Here is a 14,780-nt window from a genome sequence, read left to right as displayed (position 1 = left end):
CTCAGGGGGGCCGCACACTTTCTGGACCCTCGGAAGGAACGCACGCCATGGCCATGGACGCCATCTCCGTCATCCGCACCAAGCGGGACCGCGGCGAACTCAGCGACGAGCAGATCGACTGGGTCATCGACGCGTACACCCGCGGCGAGGTCGCCGACGAGCAGATGTCGTCGCTCGCGATGGCCATCCTGCTCAACGGCATGAACCGCCGGGAGATCGCCCGCTGGACCGCCGCCATGATCGCGAGCGGGGAACGCATGGACTTCTCGTCCCTGTCCCGCCCGACCGCGGACAAGCACTCCACCGGCGGCGTCGGCGACAAGATCACGCTGCCCCTCGCCCCGCTCGTCGCGGCCTGCGGCGCCGCCGTCCCGCAGCTCTCCGGCCGCGGCCTCGGTCACACCGGCGGCACCCTCGACAAGCTGGAGTCCATCCCCGGGTGGCGCGCCCTGCTCTCCAACGAGGAGATGCTCTCCGTCCTCGACAGCACCGGCGCGGTGATCTGCGCGGCCGGCGACGGCCTCGCCCCCGCCGACAAGAAGCTGTACGCGCTGCGCGACGTCACCGGCACCGTCGAGGCGATCCCGCTGATCGCCTCCTCGATCATGTCCAAGAAGATCGCCGAGGGCACCGGCTCCCTGGTCCTCGACGTGAAGGTCGGCACCGGCGCCTTCATGAAGACGATCGAGGACGCCCGTGAGCTGGCCTCCACCATGGTCGGCCTCGGCACCGACCACGGCGTGAAGACGGTCGCGCTGCTCACCGACATGAGCACCCCGCTCGGTCTGACCGCCGGCAACGCCCTGGAGATCCGAGAGTCGGTCGAGGTCCTCGCGGGCGGCGGCCCGGCGGACGTCGTGGAGCTGACCCTCGCCCTCGCCCGCGAGATGCTCGACGCGGCCGGCGTGAAGGACGCGGACCCGGCGAAGGCGCTCGCCGACGGCTCGGCGATGGACGTCTGGCGCCGCATGATCGCGGCCCAGGGCGGCGACCCGGACGCGGCCCTGCCGGTGGCCCGCGAACAGCACGTCGTCACGGCCCCCTCCTCCGGTGTCCTCACCCGCCTCGACGCCTACGACATCGGCATCGCCGCCTGGCGCCTCGGCGCGGGCCGCGCCCGCAAGGAGGACCCGGTCCAGGCGGGCGCGGGCGTCGAACTCCACGCCCGCCCCGGCGACACGGTCACCGCGGGCCAGCCCCTCCTGACCCTGCACACCGACACCCCGGAGCGCTTCGACTACGCCCTCCAGGCGGTGACCGGCTCCTACGACATCGCCCCCGCCGGCACGGCGTTCACGGCGTCCCCGGTGGTGCTGGAACGCATCGCCTGACCCGGGGTGTCCCCCTGCGGAGGGAAGAGGGCACATACCGCGTCCTCATCTCCGTCGAGTGCGGCGAGAAGGCGGCGCTGCCCGCCCCCCTTCGACCCGGACATCGACACCGGTGTCTTTGCCTTGAACTGAGGTCGCCGTCGCGCCGCGATGAGTTGAGCGCCCCACCGGGGTCTACCGCACGTGGACCCCACGACACCGCCCGTACTCGCCCTGACCGGCCCTGTCACCCGCGATCGGGTGGCAGGGCTCGCCGACGCCGTACGGGTCTTGCTGGCGGCCGGGGACGGCGGGGTTGTCGTCTGTGACGTCAGCGGGCTCGGGCCGCCGGGGCTGGCCGTCGTCGAGCTGCTGGCCCGGCTCCAGCTCGCCGCCCGCCGGGCCGGAGGGCGGATACGGCTGCGCGGGCCCGACCCCGGCCTACGCGCCCTGCTCGACCTCGTCGGACTCCCCGTCGAGGTGGAGGGGGAGGCCGAAGAGGGGGAACCAGCGCTGGGTGTCGAGGTAGAAGTGGAACCCGGTGAGGCGGCCGTCTGAGATCTCCAGCACCTGGATCGCCCAGGGGCTGAAGCCGCCCTTCTCCGGGTCCGGCTTGTACTGGGCGAAGCCCGGCAGCCCGTTCACCCGGACCGGCAGCAGCCGCGAGCCCTCGCAGGCCGAGCCGATCGTCGTCATGAAACCCGTGATGTCGTCGTGGCCCGTCAGCCACAGGTCGAACGGCGGCATCGTCATGATGGCGTCCTCGTGCAGCAACGCCGTCAGGGCGGCCATGTCGTACCCCTCGAAGGCCGCCACATAGCGCTCCAGCAGCTTGCGCTGCTCCTCGTCCAGCGGGTCCGACACCGCCGCGTCCGCGCCCGCCTGCGCCCGCTCGGCCAGCGTGGCCCGCGCCCGCTGCAACGCGCTGTTGACCGAGGCGACCGTGGTGTCCAGCAGCTCGGCGACCTCACTCGCCCGCCACGCCAGCACCTCGCGCAGGATCAGCACCGCCCGCTGCTTGGGCGGCAGCTGCTGGAGCGCCGCCATGAACGCCAGCCGCACCGACTCCTTGGCCACCGCCGCCTCCGCCGGGTCCTCCACCGTGGGCAGCACGCGCGCGTCCGGCATCGGCTCCAGCCAGGTGTGGTCGGGGCGGGGGGACAGGGCCGCCCGGGCGAGCGGGGTCGACTCCGAGAGGTCCATCGGACGGGCCCGCTTGTTGCCCGCCGTCAGCATGTCCAGACAGACGTTCGTCGCGATCCGGTACAGCCACGAGCGCAGGCTGGAGCGGCCCTCGAACCGGTCGTAGCTCCGCCAGGCCCGCACCAGCGTGTCCTGCACCGCGTCCTCGGCCTCGAAGGACGAACCGAGCATGCGGTAGCAGTAGCCCGTCAGCTCGACCCGGTGCCGCTCCAGCCGGACATCGAGATCCTCGACCGTCGCGGCGCCCGCCGTCCCGTCACTCATCCTGGTCCACCCACCCCTGTGGCCGTCCTGTCGCGCCTGTGCGCCCCAGCACTTCGGAAGCTACCCCAGGCCACTGACAACGGCCTGCCGAGCCGACGAACCCACAGGTCAGGACCGCTGAACGTCGTCCGGGTGGACCGGCGGGCTCAGTGGGCGGGCACCGGATTCCGGCGCGCTGCGACGCGGGCCGCGCGGGTGCCGAGCACCGTGATGGCCACGACCCCGAGGACCGCCAGGACGCCCACGCCGACCGTGCCGGCCCAGCCGCCGGAGTGGAAGGCGAGCGCGCCGACCGTCGAGCCGGTGCTGGAGCCGATGTAGTACGCCGACTGGTAGAGCGCGGAGGCCTGGGCGCGGCCCGTGGTGGCCGTCCTGCTGACCGCCGAGGACGCCACCGCGTGCCCCGCGAAGAAGCCCGCCGTGATCAGGACCAGGCCCAGCAGGACCATCGGCAGCGAGTCGGCCAGGGACAGCAGCAGACCCGCCGCGGTCGTCCCGGCCGCCAGGTACAGGGCCCCGCGCCGCCCGAGCCGGCCCACCAGCCGGCCCGCGGTCGACGCCGACACCGTACCCACCAGGTACACCAGGAAGATCGAGCCGACGATGCCCTGCGGGAGCGAGAAGGGCGCCTCGGTCAGCCGGTAGCCGACGACCGTGTACACCCCGCCGAAGACGGTCATGAACAGCGCGCCGATCGCGTACAGCCGGCACAGCAGCGGGTTCGCCAGGTGCTCACGGACCGTGCGGGCCAGGACGTGGGGCCGCAGCGAGCCCGCCGTGAAGTGCCGGGGCGCCGGCAGCAGCAGCCGGAACGCGATCGCGCAGCCCACGGCCAGCACACCGATCACCGCGACGGCGACCCGCCAGCCCCACTCCTGCGCGACCCAGCCGGTGATGACCCGGCCGCTCATCCCGCCGACGCTGTTGCCCGCGACGAACAGCCCGATCGCCGTGACCAGGGCCCTCGGGCGCACCTCCTCGGCCAGATACGCGGTCGCCGACGCCGGGAGCCCGGCCAGCGCCGCGCCCTGCACCGCCCGCAGCACCACCAGCGCGCCCAACGACGGCGCGAAGGGGACCAGCAGTCCCACGGTCACCGCGACCGCCAGCGAGGCCGTCATCACCGTACGGCGGCCGTAGCGCTCGGAGAGGGCGCTCATCGGCAGCACGAACAGCGCGAGTCCGCCGGTCGCCGCCGCCACCGTCCAGCTCGCCTCGCTCGCCGCCACCCCGAAGTCACCGGAGATCAGCGGGAGCAGCGCCTGTGTGGAGTACAGCAGGGCGAAGGTCGCCACCCCGGCGAGGAAGAGCGCGAGGCTCATCCGGCGGTAGCCGGGGCCGCCGGGGGTCATACGGGTGTCGTCGACGACGGGGACGGAGGAGGCGGCGCCCACGACGGTGGACGCCCCGGTACTGGCGGGAGACATGCCTCGAAACTACGGACGCCCCCGTTCATCCGTCCAATGCACAGACTCTTCATAATCGTTCCCATGGTGCATCAGCAGAGGTCACGGGCTCATCTGTCACCGTCCAGTGACACAGAAGACATGACTGACATGTCGAGGCTGCTGGCGCCCCGGCTCGCCCACTTCGCCGGGGTCGCCCGCACCGAGCACGTCACCCGGGCCGCGCAGGAGATGGGGGTCCCGCAGTCGACCCTGTCCCGGGCGATGGTCCGTCTCGAACAGGACCTGGGCGTCGACCTCTTCGCCCGTCGCGGCCGCACGGTCTCCCTCACCCCGGCCGGCCGCACCTTCCTCGCCTCGGTCGAACGTGCCCTCGCGGAGATCGAGAAGGCCGCCGAGGAGGTCCGCGCCGACGCCGACGCCGCCACCGGCAAGGTCGCCTTCGGCTTCCTGCACACGATGGGCGCCGAGACCGTCCCCGGTCTGATCCACGCCTTCCGCGCCGATCACCCCCGGGTCCGCTTCAGCCTCGTCCAGAACTACGGCGAGGCGATGCTGGAGCGCCTGCGGGCGGGCGAGCTCGACCTCTGCCTCACCTCGCCGGTCCCGGACGCCCCCGACCTGGTCGCCCGCCGCCTCGACGAGCAGAAGCTCCGCCTGGTCGTCCCCGCCGACCACCGCCTGGCCTCGCGCCGGCGCATCCGCCTCGCCGAGGCGGCCGACGAAACCTTCGTCACCCTCGAACCCAACTACGGCATGCGCCGCATCACCGACGACCTCTGCAAGGAGGCCGGCTTCAAACCCCGCATCGCCTTCGAGGGCGAGGAGGCGGAGACCCTGCGGGGCCTGGTGGCGGCGGGCCTGGGCGTGGCCCTCCTGCCCCCGCCGGCGGTGGCCCGCCCGGGTGTGGTCGAACTGACGGTCACGGCCCCCCGGGCGGTCCGCGAGATCGGCGTGGCCTGGCTGGACGGCCACCCGGACACACCCCCGGTGGCGGCCTTCAAGAGATTCCTGCTCTCCAGACGCGGAAACCTGCTGCCGACCTAGTGCCGTGAGCGGAAAGGTTCACCGGCTCGCGGCGCCCGGCAAACCTTTCCGGTCACGGCACCAGCGGCGGCCCACTCGGGGCGCGGGGAACTGTGCGACCGGCCCCCACGTACCCGCACCCGCACCCGCACCCGAGAACCGGCCCGGCCTACCTCCGCAGCGACTTCCCGAACCCCGCCGCCAACGGCATCCGCAACCCCAACGGCGGCGGAGCCGCCAGCGCGTCCTCGACAGGCCGGGAGAACGTCTTCCCGAACAACACCCCCATCACGAAGTCCTCGGCCAGCGCCAGCACTTCGTCCCGGTACTGATGCAACCCGTGCCCGTCCGCGTGCACTTCGAACCGGCACACGTCCCGGTTCGCCTTCTTCGCCCGCGCCGCCAGCCGGAAGGACAACTCCGGGTCGCTGCGGTCGTCGTGCGTCCCGTGCACCACCATCACCCGCCGCCCCACCAACTGCTTCACCGGTTCGGGTGGCGCCGCCACGTCCTCCTGCGGCAGCCAAGGGGCGAGGGCCAGTACGGAGTTGACGGCCTCATGGCCCCCGGCCCGGAGCGCGGCCCGGCCGCCCATCCCGGTCCCGGCGAGGCACACGGGAACGTCCCCGTAGCGCCGTACGACCTCGTCCGCCGCCCAGGTGGCGTCCGCGGCGAGATGCGCCGCGCCGCCGTTCCAGCCGCGGTAGCGGTAGTGCACGACATGGGTGACCAGCCCTTCCTCCCGGCCGGCCCGCGTGAGTCTTCGCCCGAGGCCGCGCACGGAGGCGGCCGCCCACATCGGGGACGGTCTGCGTTCGGACACCTCCTCGCCGCCCGGGAGCAGCAGCACCACCCCGCTCACCGCCGTCGGCTCCGGTCCGATCGCCTTCCCCAGCCTGGCCGTCCGAGCCGGCGTCAGTTGCTGTGCCATGACAGAACAGTGTCAGAAGCGGTGGTGTACTCCACCCGTCCGGGCGGTCACCATTGCGTATCGGCGGCGGGGTGCGGCGGGCGATCTACGCGCGTAGGAGTTAGAGTGCGGAAATGACGAGCCAGAGCATCCAGGCGGGCATCACTCCCAACCCGGACCAGATCCGGCGGGCGCCCAAGGTTCTGCTGCACGACCACCTCGACGGCGGGCTGCGCCCCGGCACGATCGTCGACCTCGCCCGGGAGACCGGGTACGCCCACCTCCCCGAGAGCGACCCCGACAAGCTCGGCCTCTGGTTCCGGGAGGCCGCCGACTCCGGCTCCCTGGAACGGTACTTGGAGACCTTCTCGCACACCGTCGGTGTGATGCAGACCCGCGACGCCCTGGTCCGGGTCGCGCGGGAGTGCGCCGAGGACCTCGCCGAGGACGGTGTCGTCTATGCCGAGGTGCGCTACGCCCCCGAGCAGCACCTCGAAGCCGGACTGAGCCTCGAGGAAGTCGTCGAGGCCGTCGACGAGGGCTTCCGGGAAGGCGAGCGCAACGCCCGCCGCAACGGCCGCCGTATCCGCGTCGGCGCCCTGCTCACCGCGATGCGGCACGCCGCCCGCGCCCTGGAGATCGCCGAACTCGCCAACCGCTACCGGGATCTCGGCGTCGTCGGCTTCGACATCGCGGGCGCCGAGGCCGGCTTCCCGCCCACCCGCCACCTCGACGCCTTCGAGTACCTGAAGCGGGAGAACAACCACGAGAACATCGATCAAGGCCCCTTCGGGGGCCTTTTTTCATGTTTTCGCAGTTCAGAGCGGGTGTATGGCCTGTCTGACTCCCAGTACCGCCGTACTCGTTCGTACCCGTTGAAACCCGGCTTGACGGGGTGTGGTGCTGGCTCTGTGCTGGCAGTCGTGAGGGGGTCCTGAGGGATCAGCCAGGCCGGAAAGTCGGAGGGCCGGCGGGGTGGCGCAAGCCTGCGAGGGCGCGGAGTGCCCGCGACGGTCTAGAGCGACATCAGTCCGGCAGGTTGCGCGGTAAGGGGTTGACCGGAAGCCGGTCGATCATGCTACGGTCCTCACCGACTCAACCGTCACCCACTCAACTACATCACCAATAAGCGACCCCCTTGAGGCGGCAACCTCGCGGGGGTCTGTGCAACCGAAGAGGTCTAGGTCTTCGATGCAGGTCAAGCGTACCAATCACGCGTTCGGGTTCACCATTGTCCCGAATGCCATCCTCCAGCACCGCAAGCTCAGCCTGACCGCCCGCGGTCTCCTGGGCCTCCTTCTCTCGCAGCCTGAGCGCACGGCCGCGACAGTGAAGGAGCTGACTGCCGACGTGGCCGAGGGCCAGCGCCGCGTCACGAACGCCATGAAGGAATTGCAGGCCGCTGGCTACATCATCTGCACCCGTGAGCAGAACGGGCGCGGTCACTGGTCGACGGCCGTCGAGGTCTTCGACGTTCCGCAGTCCGAGGCTCCGAAGGACGAGACTCCGAAGTCCGGTGACCCGGAAGCGCGGCGCTCCGGGCTCAACCCCTTCGGGGAAAGAAACCAGGGAAAGAACCCCCCTACCCCCGAGCCGTCCGAGGAGGCCGAGAAGTCGGCCGCTGAGGGGACGGGGGGCGATGCTCCGCAGAGCAACGACGAGGAGACTGGCCGAGCTGCTGGCGTCCTCAACCGCATGGGCATCGCTGTGCCGGCGCTTGCTCTGCGGCCGTCCGATGTCCTCCGCCTGGCGCCGCTCGCTGCTGAGTGGCTGGCCCGTGGCGCGTCGGAACTCCAGCTTCGGAACGAGCTGACCGACGGCCTTCCGGCTGTGGTCAAGAGCCCGGCTCGCCTGGTCGAAAACCGGCTCGTCCGCAAGATGCCGCCCGTCCCTGTGGTGGCCATCTCTCTGGCTGAGTGTGGCAAGTGCTTCAACCCGCTGCCTCGTGGCCAGCAGACCGGAATCTGTGGCCAGTGCGCTGGTCTGGCCCCGGCCTCCCAGTCGGCCGCGCCAGCGACCGTTGGCCAGTCTTCCGAGGCGGCCTCTCTGCTCGCTCAGATCCGTGAGCGCCGAGCGGCCGGAACCGTCAAGGGCACGTCCCGACGCGGTTTCGCGACCGCCTGACAAAACCATCCACCCAACTGAAGGGGACAGTTGTGTCCACTGTGTCCATCGACCTGCCTCCGTACGCGAAGGCCGTGTTCAAGTACGGGCGTCCCATCGTCCTTCTGACCGCTCTCCTCATGTCCATCCCCGGTGAAATACACCTCGCCGAAGTGGCCGGGTGGGACTCCGTGACCATCTGGGACTGGACCTTCAATGTGGCCGCTCTCATGCCGGTCTGCGTGTCCGTCTACGCGGCATGCTCGGCGGTCATCGCGGACGTGTCCAAGCGGCTGAAACTGCCGAACCGCAGAAGCGCTCTGGCCGGAGCTGTGGCCGCTCTCGGCCTCGCTTTGGCCGCACAGGATGTGTCCCACCTGATCGAGCAGGACTACATGGGTACGTCCTGGCTCCTGGTCGGCGCCGTTTCGGCCATTCCGCCGCTGGTCGCATTCCACATGCTTCACATGGCCGCTGCTCCTGAGTCGACCGCTTCCGTAGTCGAGGTCGACGAGCCTGAAGACGAATTTGAGGCCGGGGACGACGAGAGCGACAAGCCGCGTCGGAGGCGTGGCCGTCCTGGACTCACCGAGGAAGAGGTTCAGGCCGCGATTGCCTGCCTGAACGCGGACGGGAGGGAAGTGAACCCGGCCAACCTGGGTGAGGTCTTGAACCGGGCGCCTCGCACGGCCAGGCGTTACCTGGAGCGACAGGCGAAGGTGGCCGAGAAGTCGGTCGGCCAGCCTGCGGACGGCATGTTGCCCCTGGCCATATAGCAGGGCATGACGAAACCCCCCGCATTCGAGCTGCGGGGGGTTTCTGGCCTCTCGGCCTGGCCGAGCCTAATTCATTCATGCAACAGGCAGAGGAACGAGCGCACGGGCCTGGGCCAGAAGCTCTTCGTCCTGAAGATGGAAGCGGCCGGCCACCACTCGCAAGTGCCCGTAGTACGGACTGTCCAACTTGACGGACTTGACCATGTCCATTGACCACTCGGCTTGAACGTCGATGGTGCCCGGTTTCGGTACTGACCGAGCACTGTAGCCAGTGCACGCGAGCCAGCAGCCACAGCGTTGCTCGTGTGACCCCTTCCACTCACCGATGAAGCCATGTCGGCCAGCCATGGCGAAGAGGTCTCCTGGCTCGAACACATTGCCCTCAATGGGGATGACCCCCACGGCTCCGATGGTGCCTGTCTCAGTCGTCGTATAGGCGAGAACGCAGCGGGATCCAGTGCTCCAGTCGTGCAGGAAGGGGAAGATCGTCACCCGTCCCTCTCCGCTTATATCGCGCGCCATCGCTCTCCTCGTTCTCGTCCACGACAGGGGCCAGCCCTCGCCCGGACACTCTAGGGGCGAGGGCTGGCTTCACCTAGGCGATCTTGCTCGGATCAGATGCTGTGCTCGCAGCTGGGCAGCGGGTTGCCGCCGCCGCCGTCGTCGCCGCAGGTGTCCTCGCAGTCCACGCCGGCCACCCACAGGTCGGGGTCGACGCGGTACCCGGCGGCCTCGATCGCTGCCACCGTGAGGGGGAGGACTTCCGCGGCCGGCGGGTAGACCTGCTTTCCGTCCGGGCCACCGTCACACGGGTTGTGGTGCACCTTCCGCCAGCCGTGACCGGCGAAGAAGTCGTCGTACGGCCGCGTGTACTCCATGAACGAGTGCCACGCCGGGTCCACGGCGCTGCTCATGAAGAGCGAGGCCGCGCCCTCGGGCTTCTGGGCGCACGTCGCGAGGTACGCGAGGGCCTGGTCCGTGGTGCGCTCGGCCATCTCCTGGTCCAGGCCGCTGTTCTTGGCCACTCGGCGGCTCAGCCGCGCGAAGAACGCCGGGTCGACGAGCGACCTCGCCGACACCGCTTCCATCACGGGTGCAGTCATGCTCACACTCCTCAGATAAGAGAGTTGTGGTGCAGTGCAGTGCACCCGCCCTGTCCGTCTTTCACCGTCACAGACGGACAGGGCGAGCAGTCCCCCTGTCCGGACTCGAACCGGAGTCTCCGCGCCCCGAAGGGGCATCGGCCAATGCAGGGGGCTTGTTCGCTAGCTGCTGACGACCGGCCGGCCCTCAACGAGGTAGGCCGCGTGCGCGTCGTCAGACTCCAGCACAGCGACGGCAGCCCGGATACGGCGCTCCGTGTATGGGGCCACGAATCGGCCCAGCTCATGAAGCGGGGTGAACCGGTAGTCGGTCAGCTCGGGCTCGGACTCGCCGGGAGCAGGGTCAGGGAGCCGGATTTCGGTGTCACTCGGCACCGTGCCCCCGTCGAACACGAAGTTGGTGCCTTCCTTCGATCCGGTCTCCTCGTTGCGGGGCATGCAGTCCACCACGAGGAGCCGTCCGGGCGTCATGTAGATGCCGGTCTCTTCCCCCACCTCCCGCATCCAGGCACGATGCGGGTACTCGTCGGCGTGGGCTAAGCCTCCGGGAAGCCCCCACTCTCCGTTTCTGTAACTCTTCTGGACCAGGAGCACGCCCTTCATCTCGTTCCGGATGATGGCGAGCGCGCCGGTACGGCGGGGCGGGGGACTCTGGAACTCACTGTCCCTGTGCATGCAGCTCCTCAATCTACGGGGGACGTCACTCCGGGTGTTGCCTGGGCTGTTCGTGCCCGTCCAGGTCTCCGCCTGGATCTCCCTCACCGAGGTACGGCTGTTGGGCAGGCAGATAGATCTCCACGTTGCACTCAGGGCATCCAGCGCAGGAACCGCCCTGTGAAGCGGGACAAGCCATTCGCTCGCTTTCGGTAGGGGCTCCCCTCACCAGGGCGCGAAATTATGCGGATCTCGGTTTCCAGGTGAGGGGAGGTCTTGCCCCGCTCCCGACCGACGACGGGGGACGCCGGCCGAGAGCGGGTGTCATGAGGCGGGACGCTGGTCCCAGTGGTGCGCATACGCGCGGACGTACGTGAGAGACCAATCGATGCAGTCTGCGCAGGCGAAGGATGGCGCGCTGATGCCGTTCGCCGTCACGGGGCCGATGAACGTCACTAGCTGGTCGGGCTTCCTGCACATCCAGCAGAGCCCTTGCCACCAGCGCCTACGTGTCTCGCTCATGAGTCTTCTGGTAGAGGGACAGCAGAGTCGACGCGAAGACGATGGTGTCCTTCAGGTAGCCGAAGGCGTCGTGGGCCGGGGTGCGGCTGGTCGGCCTCTTTTCCATGGACAGGTGGCGTTCGACCATGCGAAGCATCTGCAACGCGGCCCGGTCCTGGTCCTCGCCGAGGGCTTGTCCCTGAAGCCGGTGCATGTATCCCACGAGTGTGTTCGTCGTGGCGTCGATCTCCACTCGGGTAGACGTGCTGATGCTCATCGCCCATGCTTTGTCGATGGCGTCTGAGATCGCCTTCACGGGGATGGTCGAGGTGCCGGCCTCAGCACCTGCACCCACGAGTTCATCCGTCACGCTCGTCACCACGCTTCTCCCTTCGCTGCCTGTGATTAGACAACTACGAGAGACCAAGATCAGTTAACACAAGAGTTGCACAACGGGGTTGCAGCGCAAGGCAACTGACGGGACGTCGCGCGCCTGACGTGGAACAGTGAATCCATGGAGAGCACCCCGGCACCCGGCGAGAACATCGCTGTACTGCGCAAGGCCCGTGGCATCGGACAGGGCAAGCTAGCTCGTGAGGCTGGCATCTCCCTGTCGTACCTCAGCAAGATCGAGGTCGGACTTCGGCCGGCCACCCCTCCCGTGGTGGCTGGGATCGCCAAAGTCTTGAAGGTCCAGGTCCAGCGCATCTACGGACAGCCCTACCTTGGGCCATCCGAACAGGCTGACCTTCTCAACGATCTCCGGGGTGCAGTGCGGAGGTACACCCTCCCGAAGGAAGATGTACCTGACCCCGCACAATTGGCGGCCGACGTCGGCAAGGCCATGAAGCTGCGGGCAGAGACCAAGTACCTGGAACTGCTCGGCATGCTGCCGAAACTCCTGGGGCAAGTCACTTCGACGGCCCTGATGGCTGCCTCCGGGGAGGCCGGTGCATGGACTCAGGTGTCAGACGTCTACGGCTGCGCCTACGCGGCAGCTCACCGGCTGGCAATGCCGGACCTTGCCGACATGATCGTGTCTCGTCAGGCGTGGGCGGCACAGCAGACGTGGAATCCTGAAGCCGAGGTGGCAGCGGCGTGGAATGAGGCCGGCACCTACCAGTCAGCCGGGCAGTATGACGATGGCCTTGCCATCGTCGAGAGGGCCATCAGCAAGTACGAGAGCGCGTCCAACGGGGACACCCCGGCCCGAGCGCTCTCCCTGGGCTCCCTGCACCTCCGAGGAATCGTCCTGGCCTCTCGGCACAAGGACAAGCAGGCCGCCGCGGACCACCTTCGGAAGGCTCATCAGTACGCCAGAGACATCCCGAACGATGTCCTGTGGCACAACCTGACCTTCGGGCAGGAGAACACGGCCCTGTACGAGCTGGCCGCGCACATCGAGCTGGGGAAGCCGGACAAGGCGGCCGAGATGGGCACTGCTCTGCTTGCTACTCCGCCGAAGACTCTGACGCCCAACCGCCTGGGACGTCTGTTCATCGACATCGCTCGGGCTCGGCTCGACACGAAGGACTACGCCGGCGCGGAAGAGGCGCTTGAGAAAGCCTTCCTGATCGCACCTCAGATGACCGAGGTCCATCCCATGGCCCGAGAGGTAATCCGAGTGCTCTTCGTTCTTCACCAGAGGGCGCGTCCCAAGCTGATGACCATGGCCAAGAGGGCTGGTCTGGCTGGTTAGCAGCCCGAGCTAACCGTGAAGGGCCCTGGCCGTCAAGCCGGGGCCTCTTCTGGTTCTAATAGGGGCCCAGGTTGGCCCTACAATCTGCGCATGGCCCAGAAACAGGTTATTACCTACACAGACGATGTCACCGGCGAGGAATCCGAGGACATCACGACGCACACACTCCTGATCGACGGGGCTGGGGTTGAAATCGACCTCACCTCGGCCAGTCATGACCGGCTGCTGGAGCTTCTACACCCCTACTTGAGCGCCGAGAGCGCTCGACGGGTGCGAGGCTCCGTGAACTCTGCTGCCACGGCGAAGAAGTCTCGCAACTCAGCTTCGTCCAACAGCGCAGACACAGCCAGGATCCGGGCCTGGGCCAAGGAAAATGGCCACGAAGTGAATGATCGGGGTCGAGTGCCGGCTTCTGTGAAGGAAGCCTACGAAAAGGCCAATGGCTGATCCCCTGAGACAAGCTATCCGTGAATGAATTGCGGGCCCCCTCTCTGGAGGAGGGGGCTAGCCAACCCGGTTGGGTACGTCCGAGGGCATATAACCCCCACCAAAAAAGATGTCGGTGTCAATCTGGGCATGTTCTGACGTCCACGACCTCAACTGAGGCCCAGCTCACACCTGTTGACCCAATTCATTCATTCATCGCGGGGGAGTGGGGGGGGCGACGAGGCCAGTTGGCCGGCCTCCGAGCCACTGTGAGCCTCTGTACGGGCCTGGAAGGGGCCAGTTGGGGCCTGGTGTGGTAGCATCCGCTATGCGGCCGTCTACGGGACGCACAGAGCTTCGAAAATTTAATACTCGTACACGCTGGAAGGACAGCACCCCCGGTGGGTCCTTTCTGAATGTATATATGGATTACCCCCTATTCAGCCTAAACAGCCGAGTGAATGAATGAATTCGAGGGGGAATTAATTCATGAATACAGTCATGCGGGGGCACCCCTGACTGACTCTCAGATATTCAGCGTGTAATGCAAAGCACGCATCAGCGAATAGCAAATTCATTCGCGCCCACGCATTCGTGAATCGCAAATAGCAAATGGATTAGACCTGCTAATGCGAATAGCGAATTGTTAGATTGGGTAAGTGCCTGAATTGACCCGCATTGCGGGGAATCCAATGAGTGCGGTCGCTCTGCATTCGGACACGAATTCATAACGCTTGGGTGTGCAAGATGATTACAAACAGCCGTTTTCAATAACAGGCTCATAACGCACTGGTCTAAACCACCACTCCATATTGGGCTAGACCACTGCCTAGAATTGGTCTAGACGTGTCCATGTTGTGGGTATTTATGAGCACCCCTATATGTGACGCCCATCACAGGTATTCACCCCTATCTAGCCTGCATTGCCCGAATTGATCCAGGGTGATACCTACCCTGATGTCTGAATTAATTAATTGTGTCGCTCACTCTGTCGCCGAAATCAAAAGTTGAGTCGGTGACGGAAATCCTGGAGTGTTCTGCCTGTCGCCACACCCCGTGGCGGCGCACCCACGACACACACGGAGGCGGACATGAGCGCACGTTCAATCGCTCAACAGCGGGGGCCACCACACACGGTCACTCTGTGACGGAGAGGCATTCCGACACAGGGTGACAGGGACCCTGTCTCGCGTGTCCATCCCAAGGATGGCGTGTACGGCGCAAGTGGAATATGCGCGGTACGGGCCTAGGGAGGTGTCGCGGTTACTCCTGCCCTACCCGTGGCCTATCCAGCCACGTACGGGACGCCCTAGCGGGGGCGTGGGCGGCAAGGTGCCGGTTGACGCTACATAGGGACACGTGAGGGAGGACACCCAAGGAAGTAGGCAGGGGTGATCGG

The 14,780-nt window shown here is 67.6% G+C and carries 15 protein-coding genes; 8 read left to right on the top strand and 7 right to left on the bottom strand.

Annotated features, from left to right (window positions below; translation table 11 throughout):
* Nucleotides 1-47: 47 nt before the first annotated feature.
* Together U5640_RS17050 and U5640_RS17045 are read left to right on the top strand one after the other, a co-directional pair.
* Nucleotides 48-1,331: a thymidine phosphorylase gene (locus tag U5640_RS17050; protein ID WP_340376653.1), complete on the top strand. Its 1,284-nt coding sequence runs from the start codon at nt 48-50 to the stop codon at nt 1,329-1,331.
* A 183-nt stretch (nt 1,332-1,514) separates the two neighbouring features.
* A complete protein-coding gene (locus U5640_RS17045; protein ID WP_340376652.1) occupies nt 1,515-1,868 on the top strand; it encodes an STAS domain-containing protein in 354 nt (117 codons plus the stop codon).
* Here the strand turns inward: U5640_RS17045 and U5640_RS17040 are convergent.
* Nucleotides 1,752-2,777, bottom strand: a complete 1,026-nt coding sequence (locus U5640_RS17040; protein WP_340376651.1) for a sigma-70 family RNA polymerase sigma factor — start codon at nt 2,775-2,777, stop codon at nt 1,752-1,754. The genes U5640_RS17045 and U5640_RS17040 overlap by 117 nt on opposite strands.
* Before the next feature lie 146 nt (nt 2,778-2,923).
* The gene (locus U5640_RS17035; protein ID WP_340376650.1) at nt 2,924-4,204 is read right to left on the bottom strand and encodes an MFS transporter; all 1,281 of its coding nucleotides are present in this window, start codon (nt 4,202-4,204) and stop codon (nt 2,924-2,926) included.
* Nucleotides 4,205-4,267: 63 nt separating this feature from the next.
* On the opposite strand from U5640_RS17035, the gene U5640_RS17030 reads away from it, so the two are divergent.
* On the top strand, nt 4,268-5,230 hold the full coding sequence (locus tag U5640_RS17030; RefSeq protein WP_067248785.1) for a LysR family transcriptional regulator: 963 nt from the start codon (nt 4,268-4,270) through the stop codon (nt 5,228-5,230).
* Nucleotides 5,231-5,378: 148 nt separating this feature from the next.
* Here U5640_RS17030 and U5640_RS17025 read toward each other — a convergent pair whose 3' ends face one another.
* A complete protein-coding gene (locus tag U5640_RS17025; RefSeq protein WP_340376649.1) occupies nt 5,379-6,140 on the bottom strand; it encodes an alpha/beta hydrolase in 762 nt (253 codons plus the stop codon).
* A gap of 113 nt (nt 6,141-6,253) precedes the next feature.
* Between U5640_RS17025 and U5640_RS17020 the strand changes: the two genes are divergently transcribed.
* From U5640_RS17020 to U5640_RS17010, 3 genes are all read left to right on the top strand, one after another.
* Nucleotides 6,254-7,057, top strand: coding sequence for an adenosine deaminase family protein (locus U5640_RS17020; protein WP_340376648.1), 804 nt, complete (start codon nt 6,254-6,256; stop codon nt 7,055-7,057).
* A 253-nt stretch (nt 7,058-7,310) separates the two neighbouring features.
* Nucleotides 7,311-8,243 (top strand): hypothetical protein, encoded by a 933-nt coding sequence (locus tag U5640_RS17015; protein ID WP_340376647.1) that lies wholly within the window; start codon nt 7,311-7,313, stop codon nt 8,241-8,243.
* 41 nt (nt 8,244-8,284) lie between these two features.
* The gene (locus U5640_RS17010) at nt 8,285-8,998 is read left to right on the top strand and encodes a hypothetical protein (RefSeq protein WP_340376646.1); all 714 of its coding nucleotides are present in this window, start codon (nt 8,285-8,287) and stop codon (nt 8,996-8,998) included.
* 75 nt (nt 8,999-9,073) lie between these two features.
* On the opposite strand, the gene U5640_RS17005 is transcribed toward U5640_RS17010, so the two are convergent.
* The 4 genes from U5640_RS17005 to U5640_RS16990 form a co-directional block, all read right to left on the bottom strand.
* Nucleotides 9,074-9,490: a hypothetical protein gene (locus U5640_RS17005; protein WP_340376645.1), complete on the bottom strand. Its 417-nt coding sequence runs from the start codon at nt 9,488-9,490 to the stop codon at nt 9,074-9,076.
* A gap of 122 nt (nt 9,491-9,612) precedes the next feature.
* Nucleotides 9,613-10,101 (bottom strand): hypothetical protein, encoded by a 489-nt coding sequence (locus U5640_RS17000; RefSeq protein WP_340376644.1) that lies wholly within the window; start codon nt 10,099-10,101, stop codon nt 9,613-9,615.
* 162 nt (nt 10,102-10,263) lie between these two features.
* The gene (locus tag U5640_RS16995) at nt 10,264-10,776 is read right to left on the bottom strand and encodes an NUDIX hydrolase (protein WP_340376643.1); all 513 of its coding nucleotides are present in this window, start codon (nt 10,774-10,776) and stop codon (nt 10,264-10,266) included.
* Nucleotides 10,777-11,260: 484 nt separating this feature from the next.
* Nucleotides 11,261-11,635: a hypothetical protein gene (locus U5640_RS16990; protein WP_340376642.1), complete on the bottom strand. Its 375-nt coding sequence runs from the start codon at nt 11,633-11,635 to the stop codon at nt 11,261-11,263.
* A 135-nt stretch (nt 11,636-11,770) separates the two neighbouring features.
* Here U5640_RS16990 and U5640_RS16985 point away from each other — a divergent pair, with 135 nt between their 5' ends.
* On the top strand, nt 11,771-12,955 hold the full coding sequence (locus tag U5640_RS16985; protein ID WP_340376641.1) for a helix-turn-helix domain-containing protein: 1,185 nt from the start codon (nt 11,771-11,773) through the stop codon (nt 12,953-12,955).
* A gap of 90 nt (nt 12,956-13,045) precedes the next feature.
* Complete coding sequence (locus U5640_RS16980) at nt 13,046-13,402, top strand: Lsr2 family protein (protein ID WP_340376640.1); 357 nt, start codon at nt 13,046-13,048, stop codon at nt 13,400-13,402.
* Nucleotides 13,403-14,780 lie beyond the last annotated feature (1,378 nt).

It is taken from the genome of Streptomyces sp. SS7, from assembly GCF_037993025.1.
Taxonomy (GTDB): domain Bacteria; phylum Actinomycetota; class Actinomycetes; order Streptomycetales; family Streptomycetaceae; genus Streptomyces.
This window is presented reverse-complemented; position numbering and strand designations above follow the sequence as displayed.